At 64.1% G+C, this 18,273-nt stretch carries 17 protein-coding genes; 5 read left to right on the forward strand and 12 right to left on the reverse strand.

What is annotated here, in order from left to right; all coding sequences use genetic code 11:
* Window positions 1-10 precede the first annotated feature (10 nt).
* The 8 genes from BMW89_RS08835 to BMW89_RS08870 all read right to left on the reverse strand — a co-directional run bounded on the left by BMW89_RS08835 (window position 11) and on the right by BMW89_RS08870 (window position 7,053).
* The gene (locus tag BMW89_RS08835) at window positions 11-496 is read right to left on the reverse strand and encodes a FixH family protein (RefSeq protein WP_092024595.1); all 486 of its coding nucleotides are present in this window, start codon (window positions 494-496) and stop codon (window positions 11-13) included.
* A 15-nt stretch (window positions 497-511) separates the two neighbouring features.
* A complete protein-coding gene (gene ccoG, locus BMW89_RS08840) occupies window positions 512-1,978 on the reverse strand; it encodes a cytochrome c oxidase accessory protein CcoG (protein WP_092024597.1) in 1,467 nt (488 codons plus the stop codon).
* 114 nt (window positions 1,979-2,092) lie between these two features.
* Window positions 2,093-2,968 (reverse strand): cytochrome-c oxidase, cbb3-type subunit III, encoded by an 876-nt coding sequence (ccoP, locus tag BMW89_RS08845; RefSeq protein WP_092024599.1) that lies wholly within the window; start codon window positions 2,966-2,968, stop codon window positions 2,093-2,095.
* A gap of 6 nt (window positions 2,969-2,974) precedes the next feature.
* The gene (locus tag BMW89_RS08850) at window positions 2,975-3,139 is read right to left on the reverse strand and encodes a cbb3-type cytochrome oxidase subunit 3 (RefSeq protein WP_092024601.1); all 165 of its coding nucleotides are present in this window, start codon (window positions 3,137-3,139) and stop codon (window positions 2,975-2,977) included.
* 13 nt (window positions 3,140-3,152) lie between these two features.
* Window positions 3,153-3,887, reverse strand: coding sequence for a cytochrome-c oxidase, cbb3-type subunit II (gene ccoO / locus BMW89_RS08855; protein ID WP_092024603.1), 735 nt, complete (start codon window positions 3,885-3,887; stop codon window positions 3,153-3,155).
* 11 nt (window positions 3,888-3,898) lie between these two features.
* Window positions 3,899-5,548 (reverse strand): cytochrome-c oxidase, cbb3-type subunit I, encoded by a 1,650-nt coding sequence (ccoN, locus tag BMW89_RS08860; RefSeq protein WP_092024605.1) that lies wholly within the window; start codon window positions 5,546-5,548, stop codon window positions 3,899-3,901.
* Window positions 5,549-5,759: 211 nt separating this feature from the next.
* Window positions 5,760-6,185: a CBS domain-containing protein gene (locus BMW89_RS08865; protein WP_092024607.1), complete on the reverse strand. Its 426-nt coding sequence runs from the start codon at window positions 6,183-6,185 to the stop codon at window positions 5,760-5,762.
* Window positions 6,186-6,219: 34 nt separating this feature from the next.
* A complete protein-coding gene (locus BMW89_RS08870) occupies window positions 6,220-7,053 on the reverse strand; it encodes a universal stress protein (RefSeq protein ID WP_092024609.1) in 834 nt (277 codons plus the stop codon).
* A gap of 207 nt (window positions 7,054-7,260) precedes the next feature.
* Here BMW89_RS08870 and fixL point away from each other — a divergent pair, with 207 nt between their 5' ends.
* From fixL to BMW89_RS08890, 4 genes are all read left to right on the forward strand, one after another.
* Window positions 7,261-8,778, forward strand: coding sequence for a sensor protein FixL (fixL, locus tag BMW89_RS08875; RefSeq protein WP_092024611.1), 1,518 nt, complete (start codon window positions 7,261-7,263; stop codon window positions 8,776-8,778).
* A 3-nt stretch (window positions 8,779-8,781) separates the two neighbouring features.
* A complete protein-coding gene (fixJ, locus tag BMW89_RS08880; RefSeq protein WP_092024613.1) occupies window positions 8,782-9,399 on the forward strand; it encodes a response regulator FixJ in 618 nt (205 codons plus the stop codon).
* Window positions 9,400-9,443: 44 nt separating this feature from the next.
* Window positions 9,444-9,863, forward strand: coding sequence for a response regulator (locus BMW89_RS08885; protein ID WP_092024614.1), 420 nt, complete (start codon window positions 9,444-9,446; stop codon window positions 9,861-9,863).
* Window positions 9,864-9,966: 103 nt separating this feature from the next.
* A complete protein-coding gene (locus BMW89_RS08890) occupies window positions 9,967-10,665 on the forward strand; it encodes a helix-turn-helix domain-containing protein (protein WP_177195915.1) in 699 nt (232 codons plus the stop codon).
* Window positions 10,666-10,704: 39 nt separating this feature from the next.
* On the opposite strand, the gene BMW89_RS08895 is transcribed toward BMW89_RS08890, so the two are convergent.
* Genes BMW89_RS08895 through BMW89_RS08910 form a run of 4 tightly spaced genes read right to left on the reverse strand, consistent with a single transcriptional unit; the run spans window position 10,705 to window position 16,620 of the window.
* Complete coding sequence (locus BMW89_RS08895; protein ID WP_177195916.1) at window positions 10,705-12,015, reverse strand: MFS transporter; 1,311 nt, start codon at window positions 12,013-12,015, stop codon at window positions 10,705-10,707.
* Between the two features lie 23 nt (window positions 12,016-12,038).
* Window positions 12,039-12,575 (reverse strand): PRC-barrel domain-containing protein, encoded by a 537-nt coding sequence (locus BMW89_RS08900; protein ID WP_177195917.1) that lies wholly within the window; start codon window positions 12,573-12,575, stop codon window positions 12,039-12,041.
* Between the two features lie 19 nt (window positions 12,576-12,594).
* Window positions 12,595-14,799, reverse strand: a complete 2,205-nt coding sequence (locus BMW89_RS08905) for an amylo-alpha-1,6-glucosidase (protein ID WP_092024619.1) — start codon at window positions 14,797-14,799, stop codon at window positions 12,595-12,597.
* Window positions 14,800-14,856: 57 nt separating this feature from the next.
* Complete coding sequence (locus tag BMW89_RS08910) at window positions 14,857-16,620, reverse strand: ABC transporter ATP-binding protein (RefSeq protein ID WP_092024621.1); 1,764 nt, start codon at window positions 16,618-16,620, stop codon at window positions 14,857-14,859.
* Window positions 16,621-16,897: 277 nt separating this feature from the next.
* Here BMW89_RS08910 and BMW89_RS08915 point away from each other — a divergent pair, with 277 nt between their 5' ends.
* Window positions 16,898-17,968 carry a glycosyltransferase family 4 protein gene (locus BMW89_RS08915; protein WP_092024623.1) on the forward strand — a complete coding sequence of 357 codons (1,071 nt, stop codon included), beginning with the start codon at window positions 16,898-16,900 and terminating at the stop codon, window positions 17,966-17,968.
* Window positions 17,969-18,273: the final 305 nt, after the last annotated feature.

An 18,273-nucleotide genomic window follows, 5' to 3' on the forward strand; every position in this document is an offset into this window, starting at 1 on the left:
ACAAGATCCTTCAGTTCAGGATCACGCGGTTGCGCGACATGAATACGCGCTCGCCCTTCGCCTCGCCCTCGATCACCAAGTCCCATTGCCCCGGCGCAACGGAGGCGGCATTGCCGCGATAGATGCCGATCCCGGCCTCCGACAGCTCGACCGCGAGATCGGCGCGCTTGTCGGTCGGCCGCTCCAGGCGTCCGCCGAATTTCAATCCGGTCACCGGCTGGCCCGCCGCGTCGCGCGCCTCGACCTGAAGCACGGCATTGCCATCGGCGCGCCGCTCGATATGCGCACCGACCTTCCATTTCCGCGCAGCCTGGTCCTGCGCCGCGGATATCTCGCGGTCATAGGTGAGGCCTGCGGCATAGGGACTATCGACATCTGTGCCGGGCAGCGTCGCGATCGCGAGCTTCGCCATGGTGACGTTGACGCCGATCACGACGCCGAAGAAGGCGACCAGCATCAGGAAGACTTTTGCTCCGGTCAGCGGCTTGGTTGCCATGGCGGTCTCCTGAACTTACGGCGCGACGAAATTGTCGGTGGCAGCGGCGACTTCGCCGAGGCCGATATCGGTGACGTGGAAGCGGACGGGGATGGACTTCTCCGGATTGCTCTCCGCCGGCGCCGTCACGAGCAGACGCAGCTCGCTGGTGGAGTCGCGCGGGATCACGACCATCGGGCGATCCGGCGTCACGGAGTCCACGCCGACGACATGGATCGTCGCGTTGGCCGGGCCGTTCGCGTCGATCGCGACGACGCGGTCATAGCCGCTCTTGTTCAGCAGCCGGACCGTATAGGCATTGCGGATCGAGCCGTCGCTGAGCTTGACCGCGACCGGATTGCGGTCGTGCAGCACGTTGATGTCGAGCAGGCTGCGGGTGGCCAGCGTATAGATCATGAATCCGCCGATGACCGCGATGATCGCGCTGTAGGCGACGGTGCGGGCCCGGACGATGCGATAGACCGGCGCGTTGCCTTCCTGGCGGCGCTGGATGTTGATGTCGTTGTCATAGCCGATCAGCCGCTTCGGCCGGCCGATCTTGGTCATCACGTTGTCGCAGGCGTCGATGCAGAGCCCGCACTGGATGCATTCCATCTGCGGCCCGTTGCGGATGTCGATGCCGGTCGGGCAGACCGCGACGCATTGATAGCAGTCGACGCAGTCGCCGACATGCTCGCCCTGCGCGCGCAGCTCGGCAGCCTTCTTCACCGAGGTGCGCTTCTCGCCGCGATCGTAGCGATAGGTGACGTTGAGCGCCCATTCGTCAGTGAGCGCGGCCTGGATCCGCGGCCACGGGCACATATAGGTGCAGACCTGCTCGCGCATGAAGCCGGCGAGCACATAGGTCGTGGCAGTCAGGATGCCGATCCAGATATAGGCGATCATCGGCGCCTGGAAGGTGACGAGCTCCTTCACGAGCGTCGGCGCATCGTTGAAATAGAGCACCCAGGCGCCGCCGGTCCACCAGGCGATCAGGAGCCAGATCGAATGCTTGAGCACGATCTCGGAGATGCGCTCGAGCTTCATCGGGTCAGAAGACTTGTCCTTCTTCATTCGCTCGCGCCGATCGCCCTCGACCAAACGCTCTACGGCGTAGAACAAATCGGTCCACACCGTCTGCGGGCAGAGATAACCGCACCAGATCCGGCCGCCGACCGAGTTCATCAGGAACAGCGCGATCGCAGCCACGATCAACAGGCCGGTGAAGTAGTAGACCTCCTGCGGCCACAGCTCGATGAAGAAGAAATAGAAGCGGCTGTTGGGAAGGTCGATCAGCACCGCCTGGCTGGGAGCACCGAGGCCGCGGTTCCAGCGCACGAAGGGCAGGAAGTAGTAGACGCCGAGGCACAGCGCCATCAGGCCCCATTTGATCCGGCGGAAAGTGCCGGAGATGCTCTGCGGATACACCTTCTTCTGGGCTACGTAGAGCGGCCCGTTGTCGTCGTCCGATGTGAGTTCGTTCGGGTTCACGGTCTTGTTCATCGCTCTAGAACTTCTCGAGAAGGTGCGATTAAACCTAGACCCGACGCGAGCGCGTCAGTTGATCCACCTCAAGCGGGGGCACTTTTGTGCACCCCCGCCCGTCCCCGATATCGGCTACTTGCCGCCGCCCAGCGAGTGGACATAGACCGCCATCGCCTTGATGGTGGCGGGGTCGAGCCGCCCTTCCCAGGCCGGCATCACGCCGGCGCGGCCCTGGCTGATGGTCTCGATCAGCGTCGCCTCGTCCGAGCCGTAGAGCCAGATCTTGTCGGTCAGGTTGGGCGCGCCCATCTCCGGATTGCCCTTGCCGCCGTCGCCATGGCAGGCGACGCAGTTTTCAGTGAATATCTTCTCGCCCTTGGCGGCGTCATAGCCCTTGCGGGTCGAAAGGCCCGACAATGCGCGGACATAATTGGCGACCGTGACGATCTCGTCCGCCTTCAGCACGCCGTCCTTGCCGAAGGCCAGCATCTGGCCCTCATGCGCCTTGGCGTGGCCCGAGCGGGCGCCGAACTGGATGGTCTGCATGATCTGGTCGAGCGTGCCGCCCCACAGCCAGTCGTCGTCGTTCAGGTTTGGAAACCCCTTGGCCCCTGCACCGCCGGAGCCGTGGCACGGTGCGCAATTGTCGCCGAACACGGTCTTGCCCTTGGCGCGCGCCAGCGCCAGCAACGCCGGATCCTTCTCGATGTCGGCGAGCGGCGCCGCCGCCAACGCCACCATCTTCTCGCCGCGGACAGAATCGAGATTGGCGAGCTCCACCGCGAGGCTGGCGCGCGTCGAGTAGCCGAGCAGCCCGGTCGTATTGCTCGAGATCAGCGGCCAGGCCGGATAGACGATCCAGTAGCCGATCGCCCAGACGATGGTGAGGTAGAACGTAATCACCCACCAGCGCGGCAACGGCGTGTTGAGCTCCTTGATGCCGTCCCACTCATGCCCGGTCGTGGACCTGCCGGTGACGGCATCGATGTCGCTATGATGATCGGTCATGATCTCTTACTCCTCCCGCAACGGCAGGTGTGCTGCTTCGTCGAACGCGGCCTTGTTGCGGGGCCAAAATGCGTAGGTGATGATCGCGACAAAGATCGCGATGAAGACCGGCGTCCAGATTGTGGTGACGAGAGCGGACGCAAGATTGTCGAGTGTCAGGATGGCTTTCATCGGTGATGCCTTCTCAGCGAAGATTGGCTTTCTCGTTGTAGATCTTGAAGTCGACCAGCGTGCCGAGCATCTGCAAATACGCGATCAGCGCGTCCATCTCGGTCGGCGTACCGGTCTTGCCATCGAAATTGCGCACGACGGCCTTGGCGTAGCGCTTGGTGAAGGCATCGGAGCCGGCATTATCGGGATCGGCCTGCGCCTTCATGTCGGCACCGGCGTTGGCGATCTGGTCGTCGGTGTAGGGCACGCCGACAGTCCGCAGCGTGCGCATGTGGTCGGCGATCGTGTCCGGATCGACTTCCGTTTGCGCCAGGAAGGGATATCCGGGCATCACCGATTGCGGCACGATCGCGCGCGGGTTGGTCAGATGGGTGACGTGCCAGTCGTCGGAATACTTCGCGCCGACGCGGGCAAGGTCCGGACCGGTGCGCTTCGAGCCCCACTGGAACGGGTGGTCGTACATGCTCTCGGCGGCGAGCGAGAAGTGGCCGTAGCGCTCGACCTCGTCACGCAGCGGGCGGATCATCTGCGAATGGCAGAGATAGCAGCCTTCGCGAACGTAGATGTTGCGGCCTGCGAGCTCCAGCGGCGTGTACGGCCTGACGCCGTCGACCGCCTCGATCGTGCTCTTGAGGTAGAACAGCGGCGTGATCTCGACGAGACCACCGATCGCGATCACCAGCAGGATGCCGACGATCAGGATGATCGAGTTCTTTTCGAAGATTTGGTGGCGTGTCCAGAACGACATTGTCGGGCTCCTCATTCCGCCGGCTGAAGAGCGACGGGCATCTGGACTTCCTGTTCGCCGACGCGAACGGTCATCCAGAGATTGTAGGCCATGATCAGCGCGCCGATCAGGAACAGCGCGCCGCCGGCGGCGCGGATGATGTAGAAGGGATGCATCGCCTCGACGGTCTCGATGAAGGAATATTCGAGGAAGCCGAGCGAGGTGTATGCGCGCCACATCAGGCCCTGCAGGATGCCGGACACCCACATCGCCGAGATGTAGAGAACGATGCCGAGTGTCGCGACCCAGAAGTGCCAGTTGACCAGCTTGAGGCTGTAGAGCCCCTTGAGGTTCCAGGCCCATGGCACCAGGCAGTAGAGCGCGCCGAAGGAGACGAAGCCGACCCAGCCGAGCGCGCCGGAGTGCACGTGGCCGATGGTCCAGTCGGTGTAGTGGCTGAGCGAGTTGACCACCTTGATCGACATCATCGGGCCTTCGAAGGTCGACATGCCGTAGAAGGCGACGGAAACCACCAGCATGCGCAGCACGGGATCTGTGCGCAGCTTGTCCCAGGCGCCCGACAGCGTCATCAGGCCGTTGATCATGCCGCCCCAAGAGGGCATCCACAGCATGATCGAGAAGGTCATGCCGAGCGTCTGCGTCCAGTCCGGCAGCGCCGTGTAGTGCAGATGGTGCGGACCGGCCCAGATGTAGAGGAAGATCAGCGCCCAGAAATGGATGATCGAGAGGCGATAGGAATAGATCGGCCGCTCGGCGCGCTTCGGGATGAAATAGTACATGATGGCGAGGAAGCCGGCGGTGAGAAAGAAGCCGACCGCGTTATGGCCGTACCACCATTGGAACATCGCGTCCTGGATGCCGCCCCAGGCGACGTAGGACTTCGAGCCGAACACCGACACGGGAAGCGCCGGGTTGTTGCCGAGATGCAGGACCGCAATCGTCACGATGAAGGCGAGATAGAACCAGTTCGCGACGAAGATGTGCGGTTCCTTGCGCTTGATGATGGTGCCGAGGAAGACGAGCAGGTAGGTCACCCAGACGATGGTGAGCCAGAGATCGGCATACCATTCCGGCTCGGCATATTCCTTGGACTGGGTGACGCCGAGCAGATAGCCGGTGCCAGCGATCAGGATGAAAAAGTTGTATCCGACGACGACGAACCAGGGCGCAAGGTCGCCGGCAAGCCGGGCCCGGCACGTCTTCTGCACCACGTAGAACGACGTCGCGATCAGCACGTTGCCGCCGAAGGCGAAGATCACCGCGGAGGTGTGCAGCGGCCGCAGGCGACCGAAGCTGGTCCAGGGCAGATCGAAGTTCAGTGCGGGCCACGCCAGTTGCGAGGCGATGATGAGGCCGACGAGGAAGCCGGCGATGCCCCAGAACATCGCCATGACGGAGGAGAACTTGATCGGGCCCATATTGTAGTTGGGGCGGCCGTTGATCTCCGCCGGCGGCAGCGCCGCCGGACGCTCGAAATAGCGGTTGATGATGCAGAACACCGCCGCCAGGCTCGCCGCAGCGCCGAGCGCGGCGTGGAAGGCGAAGGGCGCATCGAGCGCCTTGGCCGAGGCGACCACGCAGAGGAAGGCGGTGACCGCGAACACGACAGCCAGGCCGCTTTCACCTGACGTCATGGATTTGGAGATGGAGGGCTGGCTCATGCGGATTCTCTTTCGAAAGAACACGAGGCCAGAAACCACATTCGCCCTCGCGGGGAATTGATTGAAATCAAGCTAGGTGGATTTCTGTTAATGTGAGGCCGCGGCGGATCAAAGAGCGATATCAGTCGCTTGTGCCAAACGTCGCGCACCCGTCGACCGCGCACCTCCGTGAAACCACGGGCGCAAAATCGCAGGACTTAAGGGCGAATCGTCAGCCTTGCGCCGTCGCCTTGAGCGCCTTGATGACGTCCTCGCGCGCGATGATTCCGACCAGCTTCTCGGCGCCGTCGAGCACGATGATGCTCCTGATGCGGTGCTCGACCATGATTTGGAGCACACGCGTCAACCGCGTGTCGGGGCTGACATAGATGAACTCCGGCGTCATGACGTCGCCGATCTTGCGGCTCATCAGGTCATGATAGCGCGGCAGCATCTGGCTCGGGGTGAACGCGAAACACTTCAGGATGTCGAACTTGGTGACGATGCCAACCACCTGCCCGTCGTCCTCGACCGGATAGGAGTTGAAATCGTCGGTTTCGAACATCTCGCTGAGCGCGAGCAGGTCCTGGTCCCGCTGCACTGCCTTGACGTTGCGCGTCATGTAGCCGTCGACGGTCTCTTCAAGAAATTTGTACATGGCGCGTCCTCCTCGAGTCTCTTTTGGCGGGCCGTCAGTGCGACAGCAGCACGCTGCGGGCGGATTGGGTCACCAGATATTCGGTGACGCCGCCGAGGATCAGCTCGCGAAAGCGCGAATGACCGTACGCTCCGGCAACGATCAGGCCGGCGCCGACGTCACCGGCAATCCGCTCCAGCTGTATCGCCGCGGGTTCGTTCGCCGCGGCTTCCGGGACGCGGGCGGTGGCAATGACGCCGTTGCGGGCGAGCCATGCGGCAACGTCCGCGACGCGCTCCATCGCGGCCGAGCGATCGTCGCCATGCTCGGGTATCTCGACGATTGCGACGTCCCTCGCCTTGCGCAGCATCGGCAGCGCGTCCGCCACCGCGCGCCGCGCCTCCGGCGTATCCTTCCACGCAACCATTATGCTGCGCAGGTCGAGCCGGTTGACGTGATCAGGCACGACCAGAAGCGGCCGCCCGGCCTGCATCACCAGATCCTTGGGGCTCGCGAGCGCGAATGCGTCGGAGAAGGCCGGGCTCTGCCCGCCGCTGACGACGATATCGGCGCAGCGCGCCTGAGCCAGCACGAATCGCGCCGGAAAATCCATCGCGCTGCGCCACTCCGCGCGCCCGCCGCGATTCCTCGTGGCCGCGCGGAATTGCGCCTCCAGATCGGCCAGCCGCCGCTTGACGGAGGCCTCCTCCTGATCAATCAGGCGCTGCGCCGCGGCGCCATCGGTGAAATAGAGCGGCGGCGCGAACTGCGCTGCGGCGACCCCGACGATGTCGGCCTCGAATCGTTCGGCGAGTTCGCCCGCGACCTGAAGACGCGCCTCGTTGGATTGATCGAGCGCCAGGCAGACCATCACGGTCGCGTATGTCATCGGGGGTCTCCAGTGAACTGAGCTTTCATCGAATGTAAGGCCCCTGCCGTTCGGCAGGATGAGATAGATCAAACCGACGAAGGGTCCGCGAGCGGGAGAAATCCGTCAATGGAATCAGATATCGGAACTTGCCTCTGGCCCGGCCTTGGGCGACATTGCCGCAGCGGTAACGGCATCCGGACCACCGCCTGAGATGGGAGCAATCGCTTGGCGCCGACCCGCGTAACGCAGCCGCCAGACGACGGTCGGGGTGAGCATTTCCGGGTTCGAATCGAAGGGTTCGGCGTCGGCACCTGGGATCTCGACCTCACGACGCGCGCGTTGGACTGGTCGGATACGGCCAGGAGCCTGCTTGGCATCGAGCACGACCAGCCGGCCAGCTACGACCTCTTCCTGTCACGCCTCGAGCCCACCGATCGCGAACGCGTGGAGAACGCGATCAAGCGCGTCTCCGAGCGCGGTGGCGGCTTCGACGTATCCTTTAGAGTCTCCAACGCTTCCGGCTGGAGGCAGTGGATTCGCGCCCGGGCGGGACTCATTCGCGACGAAGCCGGCACTGCCGGTCATCTCAGCGGCATCTTCCTCGATATCGACGAGGAGAAGCAGGTCGAGGAAGCCCTGCGCACCCGCGAGAGCCACCTCCGCTCCATCCTTCAGACCATTCCCGATGCCATGATCGTCATCAACGGCCACGGCATCATGCAGTTCTTCAGCACGGCCGCCGAGCGCCTGTTCGGCTGGTCCGAGCACGAGGCGATCGGCCAGAACGTCAGGATCCTGATGCCGGAGCCCGATCGCGGCCGCCACGACGGCTACCTTGCGCGTTATCTAACGACGCACGATCCGCACATCATCGGCATCGGCCGCATCGTCACCGGCAAGCGGCGTGACGGCACGACGTTTCCGATGCACCTGTCGATCGGCGAGATGCAATCCGGCGGCGAGCCTTATTTCACCGGTTTCGTCCGCGACCTTACCGAACACCAGCAGACCCAGGCGCGGCTCCAGGAATTGCAGTCCGAGCTCGTCCACGTCTCGCGACTGAGCGCGATGGGAGAGATGGCGTCGGCGCTGGCGCATGAGCTGAACCAGCCGCTTGCCGCGATCAGCAACTACATGAAGGGATCGCGGCGGCTGCTCGCCGGCAGCGCCGATCCGAACGTGACGAAGATCGAGAGCGCGCTGGATCGCGCCGCAGAGCAGGCCGTGCGCGCGGGCCAGATCATTCGGCGTCTTCGCGATTTCGTCGCGCGCGGTGAGTCCGAAAAGCGGGTCGAGAGCCTCTCCAAGCTGATCGAAGAGGCCGGCGCACTCGGGCTTGCCGGCGCTCGTGAACAAAACGTCCAGCTTCGCTTCAATCTCGACCCGAACGCCGATCTCGTGCTCGCGGACCGGGTCCAGATCCAGCAGGTGCTGGTCAATCTGTTCCGCAACGCGCTCGAGGCGATGGCGCAGTCGCCGCAGCGCGAGCTCGTCGTCACCAACACCCGCCTCACCGACGACATGATCGAGATCGAGGTCTGTGACACCGGCTCCGGCTTTCAGGACGACGTCATTCCGAATCTGTTTCAGACCTTCTTCACCACCAAGGACACCGGCATGGGCGTGGGACTGTCGATCAGCCGCTCGATCATCGAGGCTCACGGCGGACGCATGTGGGCCGAGAGCAACGCATCCGGCGGCGCGACCTTCCGCTTCACCCTGCCTGCAGCCGACGAGAGCTGATCCATGACCACCAAGGGAATCATCTACGTCATCGACGACGACGATGCGATGCGGGATTCGCTGAACTTTCTGCTGGATTCCTCAGGCTATAGCGTTACCCTGTTCGATGACGCGCAACGCTTCCTCGACGCCCTTCCCGGCCTCGCTTTCGGTTGCGTCGTCTCGGACGTGCGCATGCCCGGCATCGACGGAATCGAGCTTCTGAAGCTGATGAAGGCGCAGCAGAGCCCGTTTCCGATCCTGATCATGACCGGCCACGGCGATGTTCCGCTCGCGGTGGAAGCCATGAAGCTCGGCGCCGTCGACTTCCTCGAAAAGCCGTTCGAGGACGACCGCCTCACCGCCATGATCGAGTCCGCAATCCGCCAGTCCGAGCCGGCGGCCAGGAACGACGCCGTCGCGCAGGACCTCGCCGCGCGCGTCGCCTCCTTGAGCCCGCGCGAGCGCCAGGTGATGGAGGGGCTGATTGCCGGACTCTCCAACAAGCTGATCGCCCGCGAGTACGACATCAGCCCGCGCACCATCGAGGTTTACCGGGCCAATGTGATGACCAAGATGCAGGCCAACAGCCTGTCGGAACTGGTACGGCTTGCGATGCGGGCCGGCATGCTCAACGATTGAGGCAAGTCAAGGCCCCCTCCCTCGCGATGCGCTAACCAGTCGGCATGACTGAGATCAGCTCCCATCGTGAGCGGTTGCCGATGTCGCCTTCCGCACAGCCTACCGTCTATGTGGTCGACGACGACAACGCGGTGCTCGTATCCCTGCGGTTCCTGCTGGAAACAGACGGCTTTGCCGTGCGAACCTTCAGGAGCGGCACGGCGCTGCTCAGCGCCAGCGGCGCGGCCGCGGACTGCTACGTGATCGACTACAAGATGCCCGACATCAACGGCATCGAGCTCGCCGGCCGCCTGCGCCAATCGATCGGCGATACGCCGGTGATCCTGATCACCGGCTATCCCGATGGGAAAATCTCGGCCCGGGCGGCGGCCGCGGGCGTCAAAGACGTGATTTTGAAGCCGCTTCTCGACGAAAACCTGGTCAAACGCATCCGCCAAGCGATCCGGGATCGGCGCGGAAACTGACCTACGGGATTCTACGTAAGGGGCCCCCCTTAAGATATCTCGCGAAATTTTCGAAGCACCCGATACCGCGTACCAATGCGTCATCACAACGGAGATGGCGCAGATGCTGACCGAGACACTCAACACCCAGGCGATCAACACGCAAGTTCGTGGCAAGATCGCTCCCGCCCATCCCGTCTCCGACCAGTTCGGCGCGATCACAGGCCATGTCGGTCTCGTCGCCACCGAGTTCTCCTACCGCAAGGAAGAAGAGATCTACGGCGAGGACGAGCCCGCCGAATATGTCTACCAGGTCGTGACAGGCGCAGTGCGCAGCTACAAGCTTCTCTCCGACGGCCGCCGCCAGATCGGCGCCTTCCATCTTTCTGGCGACGTGTTCGGCCTCGAGTCCGGCCCGACCCACCGCCTCGCCGCCGAAGCCATCATCGACACCAATGTGCGCCTCGTGAAGCGCAGCAGCCTTGAGAAGGCCGCCGGCACCGACGTGCTGGTCGCCCGCAAGCTCTGGGCGATGACGGCTGGCGAGCTGCGCCACGCCGAAGACCACATGCTGCTCTTGGGCCGCAAGACCGCGATGGAGCGTGTTGCGACCTTCCTGCTCGAAATGGACCGCCGCCTCGCCGTCGCCGGCATGATGGCGCTGCCGATGTGCCGCCGCGACATCGGCGACTATCTCGGCCTCACGCTCGAGACCGTGTCGCGCGCGCTGTCCCAGCTTCATGCCCAGGGCATCCTGGGTTTCTCCGGCGCCCGCCAGATCGTGCTGCGCAACCGGGCGCGCCTGCACAATCTCGACGCCTGATCTTTCGTTCTCCCCCGCTTTATGGCCGGCTGAATTCGTTCAGCCGGCCATTTCTTTTGTGACGGTCATGCCGGTGCGCCGCGTCTCCGGCATCACCAGCAAAATCAGAAGAAACCCCGTCGCAGCAATGCTCGCCAGCCCGAAGAAGGCGGTGGCATTGCCGAACTTGTCGCTGACATAGCCGCCGAGCGCGGTGCTGAGAGACGCGCCGATGCCGGTCGCCGTGCCGACAATGCCCTGCGCCAGATTGAAGTGCCCACTGCCGAAGGCGACGTCGGCCACGATCAGCGGGATCATCACTGCGAATACCGCGGCCGTAAAACCGTCGAACACCTGCACCAGCACCAGCAGATAAGGATCGCGCACGGTTGCGAACAACAGGCCGCGAATCGTCAGCGCGCCAAATCCGATCAGAAGCAGCGGACGCCGGCCCCAGAGCTGCGCCTTGCGCCCGACTGAAGGGGATAGCAATGCCACGATCGCCTGCGGCACGACGATGCAGAAGGCGACGAGCACGGTCGCCCACTGGCTCGATCGCGCCGTCACTGCGCTTGCCATCAGCGGCATCATCGCGGCATTCGCCATTTGCAACAGCAAGACGCTCAGCGCAAAGACGATCAGCGGCTTTTGCCGGATCAAATGCCAGATATTGGTATCGCCACGATCCTCCGCCTCGCGCGGCATCGCGCCGTGACAGCGCGCGATATCCACCTCCTCCTCGCGAATGCGCGACAGCGCGATCAGGGTCGGGATCGCCAGCAGGAAGGTGACGAGAAATACCGAGCGGCTCGACAGCAGATAGCCGGCGGTGCCCATCACCGCGGCGGCAACGCCATTGCCGAGCGATGCAAAGCGCGCATTGCGGCCGAGCCGCTCGCCGATCGCGAACGGACCGACGAGACCAAGGCTGATCGCCGCGATCGCCGGCCCCAGCACGCAGCTGGCCGCCGCATGCAGCGTGGCAGCCGCGACGACGACCGGGAAGATCGGCATCGCGGCATAGGCGAGTGCGCAGCAGCCGATCGTCGCAATCGCAAGTCCGGCCACCAACCGCTCGGATTTGGCGGCATCGATGATGGCGCCGCCCGGCATCTGGCCGATCAGGGCGACGATGCCGCCGATCGACAGCACCAGCCCGATCTCGACCTGGGTCCATTTCTGCGTCGTGAGATAAACTGCGATGAAGGGACCAAATCCGGTCTGCACGTCGGCGAGAAAGAAGATGAACCAGTCGAGGCCGCGCAGGCTCCGCCGCGACGGCGCCGGCATGCCTGCAGGCGGAAGCGCCGCGACGTTGTCCTGTTCAACGCGCCCCTCGCGATCTGCACGGTTCGGCTTCGACAACAGCACCGGCGGCCATCCCTCCCCGCGCCTCACTGTACCGCTTGCAGCGGTTGCAGGCTGCCGGACGCGCCGAGCACGACCATCGGCATGTCTTCCTTGTATTCCGGCGCGGCCGCGACCTGCGCCTTGGTCAATTCCAGGGTGATGCTGTCCTTCTTGTTGGCAATCTTGCCAAAGCGCAGCGCATTCCAGTCCACCACGATCTTGCGGCTGCCGACGCCGAGAAAGCCGCCAAAATCGATCACGGCGGCCCGCACGTGGCCGGTCCGTTCGACGATGACGTCGACGATGCGGCCCATGTCCTCGTCGGCGGCGCTACGCACATCGCGGCCGAGCACGCCATGGGCATCGCTCGCACCGATGATGGTCACCGACGGCGGCGGCGCGGCATCCTTCGGCGTGACGGTCACGGTCGAAGACGGCGGCTGCACAGTTGCCGGCGCGTTCGCTTCGCTTGGGGGCATGGTAGGGGCCGCGGCGGGCGGCTCTTCCGCCGCGCGCGATACGGCGACCGTCAGGCCCACGACGGTCGCCAAGCTCAGGATCAACGCTCCGATCGTACGCATGGTCCCTCCTTGCGCGCAGCTAGCGCGCCAGCACGATCGACACCTGGATCTGGCCGCGCGTGCGCAGCACTTCCAGCGCCACGTCGTCGCCGTGGCGGCTGACGCGCAGATCCACGCTGGATTCGCCGAGGCGCAGATCGCGCAAGATGACCTCGTTCAAAAACGCCGGCAGATGCGGATTGCGCAGCCGAATCTCGCCGCGCGCGACGTCGAACTCGATGCCCAGCGCTGCCTCCAGCAGCGTGAATGGCGTCGCGCTGGCCCACGCCTGCGGGGCGCAGGCGACGGGGTAGAGCGTCGGGCCGCGCCGCTTCTCGCGGCGGAAGCCGCAGAACAATTCGGGCAGCCGGCGCAAATCCATATAGGTGGCCGCGTCGAACAGCCCCTTGAAGACATGCGCCACCGAATGTTTGAGGCCGTAGCGCGCGAGCCCAAGCGCGATCAGCGCGTTGTCGTGCGGCCAGATCGAGCCGTCGTGATACGACATCGGGTTGTAGCGCACCTCGCCTTGCGCGACGGTGCGGATGCCCCAGCCCGAGAAGAAATGCGGCCGCATCAAATCGGCGGCGACGAGACGCGCGCGGTCCTCGCGGATCATGCCGCTGAACAGGACCTGCCCGGCGTTCGAGGTTCGCACCTTGCAGGGCCGCTTCCTGCCGTCGAGGGCGAGCGCATAGGTGCCGAGCTCCTCGCACCAGAACGCCTTCTCGAAACGCTCGGCCAGCGCCTTGGCTTCGGCCTCGAGCTTGCGCGCGCGATCCGGCTTGCCGAGCCGCAGCGCGCAACGCGCGGCCAGCTGCTTGGCCGCGTAGACGTAGCCCTGGACTTCGGCGAGCGCAATATTGCCTTCCGCAAGCTGGCCGTCGGCATGGAAGATCGCGTCGTAGGAATCCTTCCAGCCCTGGTTGGCGAGCCCCTTCTCGGTGGCGCGCTGATATTCGACGAATCCGTCCTGATCGGGATCGCCGGGGCCGTCGATCCACGCCAGCGCCGCCTCGATGGCAGGCCATAGCTCGATCAATGTTTTTTCGTCGCCAGTGCGTTCGAAATAGCTTCCGGCCAGCAGCACGAACAATGCCGTGGAATCCACGCTGCCGTAATATTGCGAGAACGGCACCTCGCGCAGCGCCGCCATCTCGCCGCCACGCATCTCGTGCAGGATCTTTCCGGGCGCAGCGTCGGCGAGCGGATCGACCGCACTCGCCTGGAAATGGGCGAGCCGCCTGAGGACGCCCTTGGCGACGCGCGGATCGACCCACAGCATCTGGAGCGCGGTGATCAGCCCGTCGCGCCCGAACGTCGTCGAGTACCAGGGAATGCCGGCATAGGGATAGCGGCCCTGCGGCGTCTCCGTCATCAGCATGTTGAGGTCGGCCATGGCCTGGCACAGCACCTCGTTAAAAATGTTGTTGGAGGTCTCGATGCTGGCCGCGCCCATCGTGGATTGGCGCATCTCGCGGCGATGGGCGAGCAGGCCCCTGAAGAAGCGGGCCGGCTTCTCCGCGATCGGCCGGTTGCAGGACGCCGCCACGAACAGCGATTTCGACTGATGCGGCTCCAGCTCGAGTTGCCAGGTCGCGGCATTGACGGAGATCCGCGTCGGACGCGGGTCGAAATGCAGGCCCGTCGTGCGCGCGGCATCGTCGAGGCCGCGATATTCAAACAGCACGTCGGTCGGCCCAAGCAGCTTGCTCGTGCCGGTGCCGCGGCGCGGGCGCCGTTCGCCGCGAACCTCGAACAGGTCGGCGAAATCATTGTCGAACAGCAGCGTCAGCTCGAAACTCGCGCGGCGGTCGCCGTGATTCTGAACGCCGATGCGCTGATAGGCGGTGCCGCGCCACAGGAAGATCGTGCGCACGATGTGCAGCAGGTCCTTTTGCAGCACAAGGCTGCCCTGACGGTAGATGTCGGGGTTGGTGAGATCGACAGTCAGCGCCGAATTGTCGTCGCGCAGATTGGAGCCGAGCAGCAGCGGCTGGACATCGTCGAGCACGAGCTCGAGCCGCGCGAGGTAGCGCGTGTCATGGTGAAACAGGCCGTCCGGCCCACCGGCCGATGCGCCGATGTCGCCGTGGCTGTCGAGCACGATGAAGGTGTCGTCGTGCTTGAGCGAGCGCCGCGGCCGCGCCGACGGCCCCGTCATCGGGATATAGAACGGCTGCTCCGCGACTTGCTCCACGGTCCGCGCCACGGAGACGAACTTGGTGACGACTTCGGCTGCCATGAGCGGCTCCCCTGCGCTTGTTTCGAGACGCAACCAACGCGAACGCGACTGTTGGGTTTACGCGGCGAATTTTGCGAGCCGGCTCATTTCCTGCGTCACCAGCTCACGGTACGGCCCCTGGCCTTGCATCAGGCGATCGGGCGCGCCGTCCTCGATGATCCTGCCGTGCTTCAGCACGATGACGCGGTCGAAATTGCGCAACGTCGCAAGACGATGCGCGATCGCGACCACGGTGCGGCCACGCATCAGGCGCGACAGCGCCTCACGGATCGCCTCTTCGGATTCGCTATCGAGCGCGGCGGTCGCCTCGTCCAGCAGCAGGATCGGCGCGTCCTTGAGGAAGGCGCGCGCGATCGCGATGCGCTGACGCTGGCCGCCTGACATCTTGACGCCGCGGTCGCCGACCATGGTGTCGAGACCTTCCGGCAGGCCGTCGATGAAATCGCAGCGCGCCGCGATCGCAGCGCGCAGAACCTCGTCATCCGTCGCGTTTGGCCGGCCATAGCGGATGTTCTCGCGAATGGAGCGGTGGAACAAGGAAATGTCCTGCGGCACCACCGAGATCGCCTCGCGCAGGCTCAGCTGCGTCACCATCGCGATGTCCTGACCGTCGACGGTCACGCTGCCCTCGTCCGGGTCGTAGAAGCGCTGGAGCAGGGTGAACAGCGTCGACTTGCCGCCGCCGGACTGGCCGACCAGGCCGACGCGCTGGCCGGGCTGAAGCCGCAGGCTGAACCGCTCGAAAATCTTCGCAGCACCAGGATAGCCGAAGGTGACGTTGTTGTACGCAATCGCCGCACCGCTCTTCACCAGCGGCTCGGCCTCGGGATGATCACGCAGCTCGTGCGGGGTCAGGAGCGTCGCAATCGCCTCGGTCAGGCGCGCGACGTGCTGGGTGACGTCGACGAGCGCCACGGCAAGGTCGCGCGTCGCGCTGAGAATGGAGATGCCGAGCGTACAGACCAGCACGACGTCGCCGGTGGTCGCCTCGCCCTGCTGCCAGAGTGTGACCGCCCAGGCCATCAGCGCGACTGTCAGCAGCACGGTGACAGCGGCATGGAAAAGCCGCAGCTTTTCCAGATAACGCAGGCTGCGCCCGCGCGCATTGACTTCGCGGTTTACCGTGGCATCGAACCGCTCATGCTCGTGGCCAATGCCGCAGAAGGCCCGCACGAGCGGCATGTTGCTGATGACGTCGATCATCTCGCCGTCGACGGCGGCCGCCTTGTCAGCGAAATCGTCATGCAGCGGCTTGCCGGCCGCGGCCAGATGGAACATCGCCACCACCATGCCGCCTGCGATCACGATCAGGCCCGCCGCCATATACGGGCTCACGGTTCCAATCAACGCGATGGCCGCAACTGTGGCGATGCACGGCGGCAACACATTCCAGATGAACATGTTCTCGACCGTGAACACGGCGTTCGATGTGGCGGTAATGCGGCTGGTCAGCATGCCCGGCATGCGGTCGGAGAAGTAGCTCGGCGCGTGTCCTGTGAGATGTCGAAATATGTCACGCCGCAAGTCTCCCGTGACCCGGACGAAGGTGAAGCTCGCGGTCCAGCTCGCGATCCGCCACAAGAAATTGTCGGCGGCGATCAGCGACATGAGCAGAATGAATGCCAGCCATACGCTACCGCCATGCGAGGTTCCCGCTGACAGGCTGTCGACAAGAGATTTAACGCCGTACTGCGTGCCCACGGAGCAGGCAACGGCGGCAACGACAGCGGTCAGGATCACCAGATGCGATGCCAAACGCATCCGAAGATAGCGCAAGACAAAGGCAAATGGTCTGCGCGCGTATCCAGAAAGATGATCCATGTGACTACGACCCCGTCGTGATGATTCAAATTGTTCTTAGCTGTCGACTGAACATCGACCGCTTCGCCTCGGTTCCCGGGCAAAACCATCACGACATGCGGATGCGGACGATGTGAGAAGAGGAGATGGCATCATCGCGGCCACGCTGAAGTGTGTCGAAGAAGTAACGTTCACTACAAGGAACTTCGCAATTGCGAGAACGTTCCCCTCGCGGCATGCCGGTGCCGAGCACGGTCGGGGGTTTTGACGTCCATGGTCGCACAGAGGAGATGATGAGATGCGCATCGCGCAGGTAGCTCCGTTGACGGAGGCTGTTCCACCCAAGCTGTATGGCGGCACCGAGCGGGTGGTGCACTGGTTGACGGAAGAGCTGGTTGCTTTGGGTCACGATGTCACGCTGTTCGCCAGCGGCGACTCGCAGACGTCGGCGAAGCTGGACGCATTATGGCCGCGGGCGCTTCGCCTCGACGGTTCCGTGCGCGATCCCAACGCGCTGCACATGGTGCTGCTGGAACGCGTGCGGCAGAAATGTGACGACGAGGAGTTCGACTTCCTCCACTTCCATCTCGACTATTATCCGTGGTCGCTGTTCCACCGGCAGCCGACACCGTTCCTGACCACGCTGCACGGCCGGCTCGATCTGCCCGAGCATCAGCCGGTGTTCAACACCTTCTCAAAAATGCCCGTGATCTCGATCTCGAACGCGCAGCGGCGTCCGGTGCCGCAGGCGAACTGGGTGACGACGATTCATCACGGCCTGCCGGAAAAGCTGCTGACGCCGAAGACGGCCAAGCAGGAATATCTCGCCGTGCTCGGCCGCATCGCGCCCGAGAAAGGCGTCGACCGCGCCATCAAGATCGCCATGCATTGCGGCATCCCGCTGAAGATCGCGGCCAAGGTCGATCGCGCCGATCAGGATTATTACGACGAGCTGATCAAGCCGATGATCACGAACAATCCGCTGGTGGATTTCATCGGCGAGATCGGCGATCACGAGAAGTCCGATTTCCTCAGCGGCGCGCTCGGCCTCCTGCTGCCGATCGACTGGCCGGAGCCGTTCGGCCTGGTGATGATCGAAGCCATGGCCTGCGGCACGCCGGTGGTCGCCTTCAACCGCGGCTCGGTGCCGGAGATTATCGATGAAGGGCTCACCGGCTTCGTGGTGGAGGACATCCTCAGCGCGGCCGGCGTCGTCAAACGCCTTCCGCAATTGGACCGCGCCGCGATCCGCAAGCAATTCGAGAAACGCTTCACCGCGCGGCGAATGGCACTGGATTATCTCGCGGCGTATCGCAGCCTCGCCGAGGAAAAGGCGCCGCGGATCAAGCTAGTGAGCAGCGCGGAGTAAGCAGTTACGCGATGCGCGTCGAAGTGCCCTCTCCCCTTGCGGGAGAGGGCTCCGAGGGAGAAGCCGCAAACTCACTTGGGTGAGGGGTTGCCTCCTCGTCAAAAGCCTCTCCGCGGAACGAGACCCCTCATCCGGCGCTTCGCTGTCCAGCGGATGGATGGGTAACAAAACAGACCGGATCGATGGGTAACACTCGTTCATGATTTGGTCGGCTGCGGCGCTGCGCTAGCGCAGCGCCGCAGCCTGCGTGTTTGCTGGTCGATGATGCCGATCGGCACGTCGAAGAAGCGCACTTGCCAGTATCC

Source organism: Bradyrhizobium sp. OK095 (assembly GCF_900109945.1).
Lineage (GTDB): Bacteria > Pseudomonadota > Alphaproteobacteria > Rhizobiales > Xanthobacteraceae > Bradyrhizobium.

What these genes read in the sequence shown, in the direction of transcription:
- BMW89_RS08915 (WP_092024623.1), top strand. Translation starts at nt 16,898, where the DNA reads ATGCGCATCGCGCAGGTAGCTCCGTTGACGGAGGCTGTTCCACCCAAG.
- BMW89_RS08865 (WP_092024607.1), bottom strand. Translation starts at nt 6,185, where the DNA reads ATGTACAAATTTCTTGAAGAGACCGTCGACGGCTACATGACGCGCAAC.
- BMW89_RS08905 (WP_092024619.1), bottom strand. Translation starts at nt 14,799, where the DNA reads ATGGCAGCCGAAGTCGTCACCAAGTTCGTCTCCGTGGCGCGGACCGTG.
- ccoN (WP_092024605.1), bottom strand. Translation starts at nt 5,548, where the DNA reads ATGAGCCAGCCCTCCATCTCCAAATCCATGACGTCAGGTGAAAGCGGC.
- ccoO (WP_092024603.1), bottom strand. Translation starts at nt 3,887, where the DNA reads ATGTCGTTCTGGACACGCCACCAAATCTTCGAAAAGAACTCGATCATC.
- BMW89_RS08870 (WP_092024609.1), bottom strand. Translation starts at nt 7,053, where the DNA reads ATGACATACGCGACCGTGATGGTCTGCCTGGCGCTCGATCAATCCAAC.
- ccoG (WP_092024597.1), bottom strand. Translation starts at nt 1,978, where the DNA reads ATGAACAAGACCGTGAACCCGAACGAACTCACATCGGACGACGACAAC.
- ccoP (WP_092024599.1), bottom strand. Translation starts at nt 2,968, where the DNA reads ATGACCGATCATCATAGCGACATCGATGCCGTCACCGGCAGGTCCACG.
- BMW89_RS08885 (WP_092024614.1), top strand. Translation starts at nt 9,444, where the DNA reads ATGACTGAGATCAGCTCCCATCGTGAGCGGTTGCCGATGTCGCCTTCC.
- BMW89_RS08890 (WP_177195915.1), top strand. Translation starts at nt 9,967, where the DNA reads ATGCTGACCGAGACACTCAACACCCAGGCGATCAACACGCAAGTTCGT.
- BMW89_RS08850 (WP_092024601.1), bottom strand. Translation starts at nt 3,139, where the DNA reads ATGAAAGCCATCCTGACACTCGACAATCTTGCGTCCGCTCTCGTCACC.
- BMW89_RS08835 (WP_092024595.1), bottom strand. Translation starts at nt 496, where the DNA reads ATGGCAACCAAGCCGCTGACCGGAGCAAAAGTCTTCCTGATGCTGGTC.
- fixJ (WP_092024613.1), top strand. Translation starts at nt 8,782, where the DNA reads ATGACCACCAAGGGAATCATCTACGTCATCGACGACGACGATGCGATG.
- BMW89_RS08910 (WP_092024621.1), bottom strand. Translation starts at nt 16,620, where the DNA reads ATGGATCATCTTTCTGGATACGCGCGCAGACCATTTGCCTTTGTCTTG.
- BMW89_RS08900 (WP_177195917.1), bottom strand. Translation starts at nt 12,575, where the DNA reads ATGCGTACGATCGGAGCGTTGATCCTGAGCTTGGCGACCGTCGTGGGC.